Annotated in this window: 13 protein-coding genes and 1 pseudogene; 4 read left to right on the top strand and 10 right to left on the bottom strand. The window is 64.4% G+C overall.

Annotated features, from left to right (window positions below; all coding sequences use genetic code 11):
• The 8 genes from SE92_RS12850 to SE92_RS12810 all read right to left on the bottom strand — a co-directional run.
• On the bottom strand, positions 1-617 hold a 617-nt coding region (locus tag SE92_RS12850; RefSeq protein WP_245324565.1), incomplete at its 3' end, for a methylmalonyl-CoA mutase family protein.
• A gap of 346 nt (positions 618-963) precedes the next feature.
• Entirely contained in the window at positions 964-1,428 is a 465-nt protein-coding gene (locus SE92_RS12840; RefSeq protein ID WP_063196030.1) for a GFA family protein, read from the bottom strand.
• Entirely contained in the window at positions 1,425-3,296 is a 1,872-nt protein-coding gene (locus SE92_RS12835) for a methylmalonyl-CoA mutase family protein (protein WP_063196029.1), read from the bottom strand. Before SE92_RS12835 ends, SE92_RS12840 begins: the two co-directional genes overlap by 4 nt.
• A gap of 84 nt (positions 3,297-3,380) precedes the next feature.
• A complete protein-coding gene (folK, locus tag SE92_RS12830; RefSeq protein ID WP_063196028.1) occupies positions 3,381-3,872 on the bottom strand; it encodes a 2-amino-4-hydroxy-6-hydroxymethyldihydropteridine diphosphokinase in 492 nt (163 codons plus the stop codon).
• Positions 3,872-4,240 (bottom strand): dihydroneopterin aldolase, encoded by a 369-nt coding sequence (folB, locus tag SE92_RS12825; protein WP_063196027.1) that lies wholly within the window; start codon positions 4,238-4,240, stop codon positions 3,872-3,874. The genes folK and folB overlap by 1 nt, the downstream gene beginning before the upstream one ends.
• Entirely contained in the window at positions 4,237-5,097 is an 861-nt protein-coding gene (gene folP / locus SE92_RS12820) for a dihydropteroate synthase (RefSeq protein ID WP_063196026.1), read from the bottom strand. Before folP ends, folB begins: the two co-directional genes overlap by 4 nt.
• A 278-nt stretch (positions 5,098-5,375) precedes the next feature.
• Positions 5,376-5,783 carry a DUF4332 domain-containing protein gene (locus SE92_RS12815; protein WP_063196025.1) on the bottom strand — a complete coding sequence of 136 codons (408 nt, stop codon included), beginning with the start codon at positions 5,781-5,783 and terminating at the stop codon, positions 5,376-5,378.
• Positions 5,784-5,809: 26 nt separating this feature from the next.
• The gene (locus SE92_RS12810; protein WP_063196024.1) at positions 5,810-6,175 is read right to left on the bottom strand and encodes a hypothetical protein; all 366 of its coding nucleotides are present in this window, start codon (positions 6,173-6,175) and stop codon (positions 5,810-5,812) included.
• Positions 6,176-6,533: 358 nt separating this feature from the next.
• Here SE92_RS12810 and SE92_RS12805 point away from each other — a divergent pair, with 358 nt between their 5' ends.
• The 3 genes from SE92_RS12805 to SE92_RS12795 all read left to right on the top strand — a co-directional run bounded on the left by SE92_RS12805 (position 6,534) and on the right by SE92_RS12795 (position 11,089).
• Entirely contained in the window at positions 6,534-8,156 is a 1,623-nt protein-coding gene (locus tag SE92_RS12805) for a helicase HerA-like domain-containing protein (RefSeq protein ID WP_063203497.1), read from the top strand.
• A 161-nt stretch (positions 8,157-8,317) separates the two neighbouring features.
• Positions 8,318-9,658, top strand: coding sequence for a glycosyltransferase family 87 protein (locus tag SE92_RS12800; RefSeq protein WP_063196023.1), 1,341 nt, complete (start codon positions 8,318-8,320; stop codon positions 9,656-9,658).
• Between the two features lie 24 nt (positions 9,659-9,682).
• On the top strand, positions 9,683-11,089 hold the full coding sequence (locus SE92_RS12795) for a M20/M25/M40 family metallo-hydrolase (RefSeq protein WP_063196022.1): 1,407 nt from the start codon (positions 9,683-9,685) through the stop codon (positions 11,087-11,089).
• Positions 11,090-11,299: 210 nt separating this feature from the next.
• On the opposite strand, the gene SE92_RS12790 is transcribed toward SE92_RS12795, so the two are convergent.
• Together SE92_RS12790 and SE92_RS12785 are read right to left on the bottom strand one after the other, a co-directional pair.
• Positions 11,300-12,079, bottom strand: a complete 780-nt coding sequence (locus SE92_RS12790) for a class II aldolase/adducin family protein (RefSeq protein WP_063196021.1) — start codon at positions 12,077-12,079, stop codon at positions 11,300-11,302.
• Positions 12,080-12,205: 126 nt separating this feature from the next.
• A complete protein-coding gene (locus tag SE92_RS12785; protein ID WP_063196020.1) occupies positions 12,206-13,855 on the bottom strand; it encodes a glycosyltransferase family 39 protein in 1,650 nt (549 codons plus the stop codon).
• Positions 13,856-14,164: 309 nt separating this feature from the next.
• On the opposite strand from SE92_RS12785, the pseudogene SE92_RS12780 reads away from it, so the two are divergent.
• Positions 14,165-14,380 (top strand): annotated as a pseudogene (locus SE92_RS12780) (DUF308 domain-containing protein); the annotation flags it as partial.

Here is a 14,380-nt window from a genome sequence, read left to right as displayed (position 1 = left end):
GAGGGCGCGGGCGGATAGATATAGGTATTGCGCACCATGAACTCTTTCAGAATGTCGTTCTGAATGGTGCCCGACAGCTTCTCCGGCGGCACGCCCTGTTCCTCGGCGGCCGCGACATAGAGCGCGAGGATCGGCAGCACCGCACCGTTCATGGTCATCGACACGCTCATCTGGTCAAGCGGGATGCCTGCGAACAGCGTGCGCATGTCGTAGATGGAATCGATGGCGACACCGGCCATGCCGACGTCGCCGCCGACGCGGGGATGATCCGAGTCATAGCCGCGATGGGTGGCGAGATCGAAGGCGACCGAGAGGCCCTTCTGCCCCGCGGCGAGGTTGCGGCGGTAGAACGCGTTGGAATCCTCCGCCGTGGAGAAGCCGGCATATTGCCGGACGGTCCAGGGCTGGTTGACATACATGGTCGGGTAGGGGCCGCGCAGGTACGGCGCGATGCCCGGATAGGTCTCGAGGAAATCGAGCCCGGCGAGATCTGCCTCGCCATAGCCAGGCTTTACGAGAATGCCCTCGGGCGTCAGCCAAGGCTCGGCGCTGCCGGCGGGAATCGCGGGCGCGGACTTTTCAAACGGAATATTCGTGAAGTTCGGTATGCGAGTCATGGTGCTGCCGTTACCGTTTTTCGACGCCGAACGCGGCGTTCTATTTCGTCTCTTATGTCCGCCAATTCACAGCCCAGAAGATACAATTCGATCCCCGAGGGGGACATCGCACGACTGTCGCCCCCACTAAGGCCACCGAACACGCCGAAGACAACCGCCTGGACCCAATAAAAGATGCGGGCATGCAATAGTCCGCGAGCGCTAAATTTTCCGACCTGGTAAGCAACCTTGTGCTTCGTTTCCATCTCGGAAATCAATGTTTCATATCGAGATGCAATCTCGGCGTCGTCGAGCTTTGCAAGGTCGCCTCGAAGGTTTATCCCCCAGCGCATCGCGACCGCTCGCCTCAATCATGATCCGGATGCTGATGGCTGACGATGGTCGCCATCTTCTCCGGTCCGTAATTCTGCTGTGTGGTCTGGCTCGGTAGATTGGCGATGCCGACCACCCAGCCGAGGCGGGATTCTGTTCCGAACTGGCGCGTCGGGATCACCCGGTCGGGGCGATCGAAGGCGCCGGTCATGATCTCGATGCGGTCGCCATCGATCCGGCCGAAGCTCAGCGGGGTACCGCAGGCGGGGCAGAAGCCGCGCTCGGCGATGGTGGAGGAGCGGAAGAACGACGGCTGCCCCTTGGTCCAGGCGAAGTCGGTTCTGTTGATGTCGGCAAAGGAGGCGAACGGCGCGCCGGCCGCCTTCTGGCACATGCGGCAGTGGCAGATCGAGACCCGGTTCGGCGCCGTCGTGACGCCGAAGCGCACCGCCCCGCATTGGCAACCGCCGGTGAGCACGGGTTTGCTGGTGTCGGTCATGCCTGCTCCATCCGTCGATAGGCGTCCTGCAGCGTGGCAAGCGCATCGGCTCCGGCGTAGACAAAACTCGTGACGCCGGCGGCCCGCAGCGCCGCCTCGGCATCAGCAGGGCGGCCTGCCAGATAGATATGTCGGGCGCCCGCACTTTGCAGGGCCTTGGCGGCAGGTTCCGCCTGACCGACATAGACCTTGTCGCTGGAACAAAGGCAGGCGAGCTCGGCGCCGGAGGCCTTGAAGGCATCCGCCAGCTTGGCCGGATCGGCAAAGCCCTCGCTGCCCGTCGCCTCGATGCCGCCGGCCTCGAAGAAGCTCTTGGCGAAGGTCGCGCGCGCCGTGAAATCGGCGGCCGTGCCGAGATTGGCCATAAACACTTTCGGCCGGGAGCCGCGCGCCTTCAGCGTTGCATCGGATTTGTCGCGCAGCGCCTCGAACGGTTCCGCGAGCCGGATCGGCGGCAGCGGCTCAAACTTGTATTTCTGCTCGCCGTACGGAGCCAGCGCGACCGGCGTCGCCTTCAGCACGGTGGCTTCGCTCTCGTGCAGGTTCGGAAACTCGCTGGCACCGGTCAGCACGTCGCGGCGCTTTGCGATGTTGGCGTCGCGCGCTTTTCGTGCGGCCGCGATCTTGCTCTGGAATAGGCCCTGCTGAAGCGCAGCAAAAGCACCGCCGGCCTTTTCGCTCTCCTGGAACAGCGCCCAGGCGGCCTCGCAAAGCTGCGCGGTCAGCGTCTCGATGCCGCCGGCGCCGGCCGCGGGATCGCTGACCTTGGCAAGGTTGCTTTCTTCCAGCAACAGAAGCTGCGTGTTGCGCGCCACGCGCCGCGCGAACGGATCGGGCAGCCCGAGCGCCAGGGTGTGCGGCAGCACGGTCATCGCGTTGGCGCCGGCAAGTCCTGCGGCGAATGTCGCGATGGTCGCGCGCAGCATGTTCACGTAGGGATCGCGCTGCGTCAGCATGCGCCAGGCGGTGTCGGCCGAGATGAACAGCGGTTTTGGCGTCAGCCCGCAGGCCGTCTCGATCCGCGCCCAGAGCAGCCGCAGCGCGCGGAATTTCGCCATGGTGAGGAACTGGTCGGCGTCGGCGGCGAGCCGGGCATAGACCATGCCTTGCGCCTGTTCGAGCGGAATACCGGCGCCTTCGATCGCGCGCAGGTAGGCAACGCCGCAGGCCAGCACGAAGGCAAGCTCTTGCACCTCCGAGCCGCCGGCATCGTGGATCACGCGTCCGTCGGCGGAGGCGAACGGGCCCTTGAAGCCGAGGCCGGCGAGGCCCTTGATGGCGCCGGTGATCGCGGGAGCGATCTCCTCCCAGGTGTAGTGGCTGTGGCCCCACACCGCGCCGGCCGCGAGCGGGTCGAGGCCGAAGCGGATGTTGCAGGTCGCGGGATCGAGGCCGTTGCTCTTCACATATTCCGCGACATGGATCGCGGCCATCCGCGATTGCGGTCCGATCTCGAGCTCGATGCCGATGCCGGCGTCGAGATGAATGTCCTTCAGGACCTTTGCGATCGCCTCGGCCGAAGGTTCCAGGCCAAAACCCCGCGCGACGTTGGCCCCCGCAAACACCAGCGCGAGCCCGGTCGCGCCGTTCTCCAGATCCTGCAACGCCTGTGCATTCGCGAGCGCCGCATCGGGGTGGTCGATCCGCTGCACGATCTGCCAGGGCGCGGCGGCCGGCCGCCCCGCTACCGGCGTAACACCCTTGGCGCGCGGATAGAGCGGATCGATCTTGATGCCGTCATAGGTCTTGCCGACCAGCTTCTCGAACGGCGCGCCCTTGAGCACGCCGTCGACCAGCTTGCGCCAGTCTTCGACAGTCGCCTTGGGAAAATCGGCCGCCAGCTTCAAGTCGTCAGTCACGGAGGTCATACGGCCAAGGGCTCCCAAAACATATCGTTATTCGCGGGGGCGAATTTGCCACGGCAGACCGTCCCTGCAAACGGTCGATTTTGGTTAACCGGTATCCGGAAGCCGCTCAATGCCTTGCGTCGAGACGCTGGCGAGCCCGTCACGCACACGAATACCCGAGATCACGCGGTCCGGCGCGATTTCGGCCAGCGGCACCAGCACGAAGGCGCGCTCGAACAGGCGCGGATGCGGCAGGGTCAAATCGGGCTTCTGCAAGGAGACATCGTCATAGGCGATCATGTCGAGATCGAGCGTGCGCGGTCCCCAGCGCCGATCCTTCTCCCGCGTGCGGCCGAATTTCTGCTCGACCTTCTGCAGCACGAACAGCAGCGCATGCGGATCGAGATCGGTCTCGATCTCGACGCAGGCGTTGATGAAGGGATCCTGGTTCTCGTCGCCCCAGGGCGGCGTCGCGTAGTCCGACGAGCGCGCAATCAGCGCACCTTGCGCCATGCCGCAGATATGGGCGACCGCCTTGCGGAACGTCGTGCGGACGTCGCCGACATTGCCGCCGAGTGCGATCAGCACGCTCGCCATCAGGGATGCCGCGAACGCGTCAGCATGATGCCGACATCGTCGAAGATCGCTGCGATCGGCGCGTGCGGCTTGTGCACGGTGATCTTCACGGCGCGGATGCGCGGGAAGTTCACCAGGATGGCGTCCGCCACCGCGCCGGCGGCGCGCTCCAAAAGCTTGTAATTGGTGTTCTTGAAAGCCGCCGTCGTCGTCGCCACGACGTCGGCGTAGGACACGGTGTCGACAAGCCGGTCGCTACGCGCGGGTTCCGACAGGTCGGTATAGAGTTCGAGGTCGATGACGAAACGCTGGCCGACTTCGGTCTCGTGCTCCATCACGCCATGGCGGGCATGGATCGACAGGCCGGTGACGAAGATCGTGTCGGTCATTGCTTGCTCTCGATTGCGTTCGCGACCCGCAGCGCCTGCAAGGTCTCGGCGACGTCATGAGTCCGGATGATCTTGGCGCCGCGCTGCGCGGCGATCAGATGCGCGGCGATCGAGCCGGCGAGCCGCTCTTTCGGCTCCGACGGCGACACCGAGGCGATGAAGCGTTTTCGCGAGGCACCAACGAGGATCGGCAGGCCGAACATCTCGAACTCGCGCAGCCGCGCCAGCGCGGTCATGCTCTGCTCGGCGGTCTTGCCGAAGCCGATGCCGGGATCGAGCACGATCTTGTCGCGCGCGATGCCGGCCTTCGCGGCGATGTCGAGCGAGCGCAAGAAGAACGTCTTCATGTCCGTGACGATGTCGATGGCGGGGTCGGCATCGTCGCGGTTGTGCATGACGATGACGGGGACACCTCTTGCGGCCACCAGCGGCGCCATCGCGGGGTCCCGTTGCAGGCCCCAGACGTCGTTGGCGATCGCCGCGCCCTGGTCGAGCGCATAGGCCACCACCTCCGCCTTCATGCTGTCGATCGAGACCGGCACGCCGAGTGCAACGACGCCCGCCAGCACCGGCTTCAGCCGGTCGAGCTCGTCATCCGCCGTGACAGCCTTCGCGCCCTTGTAGGGCCGGGTGGACTCGGCGCCGATATCGATGATGTCGACGCCATCCGCGATCATCGCCCGTGCCCGCGCCAGCGCCAGCCCGGGCGCGATGAACTCGCCGCCATCGGAGAAGGAGTCGGGGGTGATGTTGAGCACGCCCATCACCGCCGGGACAGGCCGTTCCAGCAGCGTCCGCAACGCATCTGGCCCGGCCGAGCCGGCCGGCGGGACGGATGGGAAAGGCGAGGCATTCATGCGGCCCGCTTTAGCGGGCGGGGAGGGGGAGTTCAAGGCGGGATGGAGGGCGGTGTCGGTGTCTGCGGGCGGCGTCGATATTGTGGCACTCTCGCACATCACCCCAGCTGTCGTCCCGGCGAACGCCGGGACCCATACCGCGGAATCTATCGATTGCGGAAAGTCCGAGTACCGAACGACTGGTCTTCGCCAAACTACTTCCTGTGGTTATGGGCCCGGCGTTCGCCGGGACGACACCCAGGGTGGCGTGGCTGAATCCGTATGCGGAAAGTGCGTAGCTAATACGTGATCTTCGGCTGCAGCTTCTTCGCCTTGGCGATGATGTCGCCGACCGACTTCTCCGACGGTAGGATGCGGAGCAGCTTCTTCTTCTCGTTGGCGTCGCGCATGCTCTGGGCGAGCCTTGCCGGATTCCGATAGGCGAGCTCACGAACGGTTGTGACGCCGGCGGCGCGGACCAGGCCGACCTTGGCGCGGCCCATGCCGGGGATACGCATGTAGTCGGCGACGTTGGCCCATTCCAGCAGCAATTGCTCGCTGATGCCGGTCTTGGCGGAAAGCGCCTTGCGCCCCTTCACCGTGCCGGCCGCCTCGAGCAGTCCGTCGGTGGTGCGGATGCCTTGCGCCTTCAGCTTGTTGGCGGCAAAGACCGACAGGCCTTCAATCTCGGAGATCGGATATGTCATGATACTCGATATGAAATGCCAAGGCTTCAGGCGAACTGGCTGAGGCCCGGCGTCCCCGCAACGATCTTGCCCATCTGATCTGCTCCGATTTTGTCTCGGCCGTAGCGGAAAAGTTCACGGGCGACGTTTTGAATCTCCGACATGCCGAGTCCGAGGCCCATCAGGCGCGTGCCGAGGGCCATCAGGCCGCCGCCCATCAGCCGTGACAGTCCGCCGCCGCTCCTGGATGCCTCGATCGCGGCTTCCGCTCCGGGAATCTGATCGATCAGGGCCTGCACGCTGTCGGAGGGACCCTCGTTGCGGAGGAAGCCCAGGATAATGCCGACGGTCTTTTCAGCCACAGCACTATCTATGCTGGCGTTTGTCGCCAGCCGCCCGATCAGCTCGTCCATAAAGCCCGCCCCTCAGCCGGTTTGCACGCCGGAGTATTTCTTTCGAAAATGATCTTGAGCCGGTGCGATGTGAAATTCAAGCGATGAACGCAGCCGTCGTCGCGATTCATCCTCGAACGCGCGAAAAGTGTTGCAGCGATGCAAGAGCGGAGATGGAATCGGCGAAAAATTGCCGCGTTGCGAACGGCTCGTTCCTACTTTTGGCTGATGCCATCCGTTTGTTTCCGACAATGTCGCATGCTTGGAGCGCGTTGAACCGTTTTAATCGGTGCGCGACATGCGTTAAACTACGGAACTGCTGCATTCGAGTTTCGATACGCGAAACCCGGCAGAGAGATCAGATAGACCAGAGAGAATGATGACCGCACAGGACAGCAAGCTCGGCGATACCGACGACAAGATCTTCGTCGGCAAGGGAGACGAGCAGGCCTGGCTGACGCTGGCGCTCGCCAATCGCCACGGCCTCGTCACCGGTGCAACCGGAACCGGCAAGACCGTGACGCTGCAAGTCATGGCGGAAGGATTTGCCCGCGCCGGTGTTCCGGTCTTCGCTGCCGACATCAAGGGCGATCTCTCCGGCATCTCCGAGGTCGGCGAGGCCAAGGACTTCATCGTCAAGCGCGCAACCGAGATGGGGCTGGCTTTCCAGCCCGACCAGTTCTCGACGGTGTTCTGGGATGTGTTCGGCGAGCAGGGCCATCCGGTGCGGGCGACCGTCACCGAAATGGGTCCGCTGCTGCTCGCGCGCATGCTCGATCTCAACGACGTGCAGGAAGGCGTGCTCAACGTCGCCTTCCGCGTCGCCGACGACAACGGCCTGACCCTCATCGATATGAAGGATCTGCGCGCGCTGCTCGATGCCATCGTGCCCGATAGCGGGAAGAAGGCGGCGGACGCGGAGGAGGATCCGCTCGCCGCCATCCGCAAGGCCGCGCAGGGCTTCGGCAACGTCACCAAGGCGACCGTCGGCACCATTCAGCGCCAGCTGCTGGTGCTGGAGAACCAGGGCGGCACCAAATTCTTCGGCGAGCCCGCGCTGACGCTGAAGGACTTCATGAAGACCGACCGCGACGGCCGCGGCATGGTCAACATCCTGGTTGCGGACAAGCTGCTGCAGAACCCCAGGCTTTACGCGACATTCCTGCTGTGGATGCTGTCGGAGCTGTTCGAGGAACTGCCCGAGGCCGGCGATCTGCCGAAGCCCAAGCTCGTGTTCTTCTTCGATGAGGCGCATCTGTTGTTCAACGACGCGCCGAAGGCGCTGATGGACAAGATCGAGCAGGTGGTCCGCCTGATCCGTTCCAAGGGCGTCGGCGTCTATTTCGTGACGCAAAATCCGGTCGACGTCCCCGACCGCGTGCTCGGACAGCTCGGCAACCGGGTGCAACACGCTTTGCGCGCCTTTACCCCGCGCGACCAGAAGGCGGTCGCCGCTGCGGCCCAGACCTTCCGGCCCAACCCGAAGCTCGACACCGCCAAGGTGATCATGGAGCTCGGCAAGGGCGAGGCGCTGGTGTCCTTCCTCGAAGGCAATGGCACGCCGGCAATGGTCGAGCGCGTGATGATCCGGCCGCCGTCGGCGCGCATCGGGCCGATCACGCCGGACGAGCGCAAGGCGATCATGGCCGCAAGCCCGGTGAAGGGCAAATACGACACCGCCGTCGACGAAGAGTCCGCCTACGAGATGATCCAGAAGCGCATCGCCGGCACCGCGGCCACCGCGGACGGCCGGGCGGGCGGAAATGGCGGCGGGCTTCTCGGCCAGATCGGGTCGATCGTCGGCACCATCTTCGGCACCAACGTCAAGCGCGGACGCCTGTCAGCCGGCCAGGTCATTGCGCGTGACGTGACGCGATCGGTCACCAATCAGGTGATCGGCGGGATGGCCGCCAATATCGGCAAGTCGGTCGGCGGCCAGCTCGGCGGCTCGATCGGCCGCACGCTGGTCCGCGGAGCACTCGGCGGATTGCTGCGGCGTTAGGCAGTTCAGGACTTCGTTTCAGCCAATCCGCTTCCGGCTGGTGCGTCGACCTCGCTTCGCTTGCGGGGAGTCCGATCACCACCGGTACAATTTCAGGTGAGGGCCTCTCCAAGCCTGCGCCGGTCTGCTACGCCCTGTTCGCCGCCGCACAGGACCCGTCCGTGACCCCGCCCGCTCCGTTAGCCAAGCCCGACGCGCCCAGACATCCGTCGCTGCGCGCGCCGCTGGACCTGCTGTTTTTGTTCTGCTGCGTCCTGCTGACCGCGGACGTGCTCGTCCCTGAAGTCTTCGGCAGCGGCAAGACCAAGGATTACCCGCTGTGGTTCTGGGCCGGGCAGCAGGTCTTGCAGGGTGAGCCGCTCTATCCCGCCACGGCCGTCGAGTATTTCGAGTTCATCTATCCGCCGCTGCCGGCGATCATGCTGGCGATCCCGAGCTGGTTCGGCAAGATCCCGCTTTATGTCGTATTGTCGATCCTGAACGCCGTGGCGTGGTGGTACACCGGGACGTTCTCCCAGGTCATGACCGGCTCGGGGCGCAGCCTCGGCCGCTGGCTGGAGGCACTGCCTGCCGTCATCACCGTGCCCTTCGTGTTCGACATGTTCGACCTCGGCCAGCCCAACCTCCTCCTGCTGGCGATGATGCTCTACGGTTTCTGGAGCTTGCGGCGTCAGCGGTCATGGCTTGCCGGTTTCATGTTCGCGCTCGCCACCGCCATCAAGGTATTTCCAATTGCGGTGCTGCCCTATTTGATCTGGCGGCGCAAATGGCAGGCCGTCGCCGCTACGGTCGCCTTCACCGGCATCCTTCTCTATGTCGTGCCGGCGCCGATCCGTGGCGTCGAGCGCAACGCAGCCGAGCTTGCGCTTTGGTATCAGGGCATGGTCGGAACGAGCTCGGACAAGGGCTTTGGCCAGCGTGACGAGCAGAACTGGTCGTGGGTCAACCAGTCGCTGATCGCCGTCACGCACCGCCTGGTCCGCCCGATCAACTACAATCAGGACAATCCCAAGACGCCTCCGCGCACGATGAACATCATCGACGTCGACTACAGGACGGCGAACTGGATCGTGCTGGCGGTGTCGGCCTTGCTCGGGCTTGGCTTCCTCGTGGTCATGCCGCGGCAAGCGCGGCGAACGGCGCGCTCGGATGCCGAGGAGCTCGGTATCCTGCTTTGCCTGATCACGGTGGCTTCGCCTTTGGCGCGGCAATACTATTTCATGTGGCTGTTCTTCCCGATGACGGTGTTGATGCATCGCGCCGCCTTCGACACGCGGCCAAGGGTGCGCCTGGGAACCTGGCTCGCCCTGGGCGCCGCCGGCATTTTGATGTTGTTGGCCCTGCCGTGGTTTCCGACGGTGCTCCAGGCCTGGGGCAACAATCTCGCTGCGACCGCCGTTCTGGCAGGCAGTCTCGCATGGCACATCCGCCATCCGCCGGTTGCGGCTGGCTCCCAGCCAGCGACGGCGCTAAAACCCGGGCATCCTAAAATGCCGTCTTGAGACTCAAACGTCAGGAATCCGACCATGGCCAATGCGCAGCTTCAATCCGTGCTCGATCACATCGACAAGGATTTCGACAACAGCCTGGAGCGCCTGTTCGCGCTGCTCCGGATCAAGTCGATCTCCGCGGATCCGGCCTTTGCCGGGGATTGCAAGGCGGCGGCTGAGCATCTCGCCAAGGACATCGCAAGCCTCGGTGTCGCCACGGAGGTGAGGCCGACCGCCGGCCATCCCGCCATCGTCGGCAAGACCCAGGGAGACGGCAAGTCCGGCGGACGGCCGCATGTGATCTTCTACGGCCATTACGACGTGCAGCCGGTCGACCCGCTCGATCTCTGGCACCGTCCGCCGTTCGAGCCTGTCGTCACCGATCATGACGACGGCCGCAAGATCATCGTCGCGCGTGGAGCCGAAGACGACAAGGGCCAGGTGATGACCTTCGTCGAAGCCTGCCGCGCCTGGAAGAAGGTGACGGGCTCGCTGCCGATCGACGTTACCTTCCTGATCGAAGGCGAGGAAGAAGTCGGCTCGAAGAATTTCGTGCCCTTCATCGAGGCCAACAAGGACGAGTTCAAGGCCGATTACGTGCTGGTCTGCGACACCGGCATGTGGGATCGCAACACGCCGGCGATCACGACCTCGCTGCGCGGCCTGCTCTATGAAGAGCTGAAGATCACCGCCGCCAATCGCGACCTGCATTCCGGCGTGTTCGGCGGCAGCGCGATGAACCCGATCCGGGTGCTGACCAAAATTCTGGGCGGCCTGTTCGATGACGACAACCGCATCACCATCCCGGGCTTCTATGACGGCGTGAAGGATCTGCCGGCTGATATCCTGGAGCAGTGGAAGAAGCTCAATCTCACGCCGGAGATGTTTTTGAAGCCGATCGGCCTGTCGATCCCGGCTGGCGAGAAGGGCCGGCTCCTGATCGAGCAGGCTTCATCGCGCCCGACCTGCGACGTCAACGGCATCTGGGGCGGCTATATCGGCGAGGGCTCCAAGACGGTGATCCCGTCGCATGCGTCGGCCAAAGTCTCGTTCCGCCTGGTCGAGGGGCAGGATCCCCAGAAGATCCGCAAGGCCTTCCGTGACTACGTGACGGCGCGCATTCCCGGCGACTGCAAGGTCGAGTTCGGCGACCATTCCGCCGCGCCCGCGGTCGCACTCGACTGGAACATGAAGCCGCTCGCCGCCGCCAGCAAGGCGCTGACGGAGGAGTGGGGCAAGCAGACCGTGCTGATGGGCTCCGGCGCATCGATCCCGATCGTCGCCGACTTCAAGCGCACGCTCGGCCTCGACTCGCTGCTGGTCGGCTTCGGCCTCGACGACGACAACATCCACTCGCCGAACGAGAAGTATGATTTGCGCAGCTTCCAGAAGGGCATCCGTTCCTGGGCGAGGATCCTCGCCGCGCTGGCGGAGGTGAAGTAACGCATGTCGTCATCGCCGGGCTTGACCCGGCAATCCATCCTAAAGAATCATTTTGGAGATGGATGCGCGGGTCAAGCCCGCGCATGACGAGGGTAATTGTGGCGCCGGGGTTCGCCCCAAACAAAAACGCCGCCCGGGATTGGGCGGCGTTTCATTCCAAAAGGCGTAGAGGTTAGTTGGACACAACCTTACGCCAAACTCGCAAAAATCTCAAGACCGGTAGCCCGGCAGCTCGCGGTCGAGCTTGCGCAGCAGCGGCGGCCAGACGAGGTTGGTGGCGCGCAGCTCGGCGCGGTCGCGGTTGGCGAGCAGCTCGGTGTTCTTCTCGATCGCGATCTCCTCGACCGGATAGACCGGCGTGCCGAGCGCGCGCGTGCGCACCTGCATCGAGCAGGCGCGCTCGAGGTGGTACATGCGCTCGAAGGCGGAGGCGACCGAGCGGCCGACCGTCAGCGTGCCGTGGTTGCGCAAGAGCATGTGGTTGTGGTCGCCGAGGTCCTTCTGCAGCCGCGGCCGCTCGTTATGGTCGAGCGCGATGCCTTCATAGTCGTGATAGGCGAGGTCGTGGGTGACGAGCTGGGCGGTCTGATTCAGCGGCAGCAGGCCTTCCGCGCTGCTCGACACCGCGGTGCCGTCGAGGGTGTGGAGATGCAGCACGCAGATCGCGTCCTCACGCACCTCGTGGATCGCCGAATGGATGGTGAAGCCGGCGGGGTTGATGCTGTATTCGCTCTCGGAGAGCTGGTTGCCGTGCAAATCGACCTTGACGAGGCTCGAGGCCGTGATCTCGTCGAACATCAGCCCGTAGGGGTTGATGAGGAAATGATGCTCGGGGCCGGGCACGCGCGCGGAGATGTGGGTGTCGACCAGATCGTCCCAGCCGTACAGCGCGACCAGGCGATAGCAGGCGGCGAGATTGACCCGTTGCTGCCACTCGGCCTCCGTCATATCAGACGGCACTTCCTTCAGGCGCGCTTCCGCTGGCGACATGGCTGATCTCTCCGAACATCGTTGTTGCGGGGAGGGAGCGTAGTACCGCTATGCGTCGCCAGCAAGGGACGCAAAGCGCGGCAGTCCAGCGTAGCCCGCATGGAGCGGGCCACGCGAAGAAGATCATTACGGCGCCGGGATCGACAGCAGGCTGGAAATGCTGCGGCCGCGGATGTCGTAGACGCGGGCGAACACCACGTCGTCGCGCTTGATCTCCACCATCACGGGCGCGGTCAGGCCCTTGCAGTAGAATTCGCCGAGCGTCATCGCGAAATCGGCCGCGTTGGAATCCCAGCCGATGGTGAAGTCGGGGCCGAGCGCGACCTGGGCCGGGCGCTGCGGACCGCAGACCGCGACCTTCCATTTGCGATTGGTCGGCGGCACTTCCTGGCGCTCGACCAGCTGCTCGCGCAATTCGTCCGAGGCCTGCTTCAGCGCGAGACCCCAATAGTCCAGCATGAAGCGATCGTCGGCGCCGCGCACGGTGCCGGCGATGTGGTTGAAGTGCGTGTACTGATAGGGATGCAGCCGGATCATCTCGGCGAGCGGGAGCGCGAGGCCGAAGCAGAACGTGGCGAGCACGACGGGCTGCCAGGTGCGGTGATTGGTCCGCAGACGCTCCATGGCCCACGCGAAAGCAACACCGCCGAGCACGGCCATCGGCGGAATCACGAACACGAAATGGCGGATGCCGTTGTACAGCGCCGGCCGTTTCACCATCGCGATCGCGAGCGGCAGGGTCGCAGCCAGCGTCAGCATCAGCATGATGGTCTTGCGCCGCGCCGGTACCTCGCGCCGCGGCAGCATGGCGAAGGTGGCGACCACGGCGCCGGCCATCAGCACCAGCATCACCTCGGGCAGTTGCAGCGCGAACAGCGTCGGCAGATAGGACCAGGGCATGTCCGGCACCGACACGATCGCGCCGTCGAACATCTCCTTCCACGGCTTCTCGAAGAAATGCGAGAAGTAGGTCAGCGCCTCGAAGGGATTGCCGGGCTCCATGATCGACCACGGCCAGATCAGGCCCATCACGAGGTAGCCAAACGCGAGGCCGGGCAGCAGCACATAGACGACATGGGCGAAGCGGCGGGCCGATTCGCGCAGGCCCTCGCTGCGCAGTTCTTCCAGGAACAGCGGCATGAAACCGAGCACGGCGTAGACCAGCGCGAGCCCACCGAGAATGCGGCAGCCGATCGAAAGGCCGGCGCCCAGGCCGACGATCAGGATCGTGCGCGGCGACGGCTGCGGATATTCCTCGGCGAGCCGGACCAGGCCGAGCATCAGGATGATCATGGCCACCGCGAAGGGCGCGTCCTTCGGGTTCATGAACATGTGGCCGTAGAAGATCGGGCACAGCGCGAGCAGCAGCAGTGCGGCAAGACCGGCAAGCGGGCCGCCGATGCGGCGGCCGAGCCGCCACGTCACCGCAAGCCCGATCACGCCGACGATGGCGCCGACCAGACGCCGCGTCTCGAACAATTCGAGCGGAATGATCTTGTGCAGGAGGGCCGCGACCATGTCGAAGCCGCCGCCATACATGTAGAGATTGGCGAAGGAGAGCGCCGCATTGTCCTTGAAGCCGGAACCGAACATGCGCAGCAACAGGTCGGCATATTCAGCGTGGGTGTAATCGTCCCAGCCGAGGCCGTAGTCGCGGAACGTCAAGCCGGCGATGACGGCGACCGCGGCCAGCACCAGCATGGCGAGATCGTCGCAAGTCCGTTCAACCGAACGCCGCTGAGGCGTGTCGATCGCCGAAGTCGTGATGGATGTCATGGCTATCGGTGCCCCGGAATCCCCTCTTGGCCCTGCTGGTGCGTGCGGGCCTCAACCCCGGACTCCCTATAGCGCAGTTCCATTACCAAGTAATTGGGCATTATGGCTAAATTCCTGATGCGACGCAGCAATTCCGGATTTCAAGCGTAGCCCAGCAGTAGCGGGCCGTAGCTGAAGGGAATGTGAATAAGTCCCTGATTTCCTTCCCATTAGGAACGCTGCTTGCAATTGGTCGTTGGCGTGGAACACCGTATGACGGTATCGTGGCGTGACGGGTCGCGTGTGGACGTGCGGCCGGGGGTGAGTTCGATGACCTTGGCATTGTTGATCGCGGGGATTTTCGCCGTCGTGGCGGGCCTCCTTTCGATCCTGTTTGGCTTCTCCGTCAGGGAGTTCAGCCTCGGCAGCCCCCTCATAATCTCAGGCACCATCGGCGTCTGCTCCGGGATGTTACTGGTCGGCCTCTATGTCGTGGTCATGGAGCTGAAAGCCATCGCGCGCCGGCTGGCCGGAGCGCCGTCCGAG

This window comes from Bradyrhizobium sp. AT1 (assembly GCF_001590795.1).
Taxonomy (GTDB): Bacteria; Pseudomonadota; Alphaproteobacteria; order Rhizobiales; family Xanthobacteraceae; genus Bradyrhizobium.
Note: the sequence above shows the minus strand (reverse complement) of the source record. Positions and strands in the feature narration are given on the sequence as shown.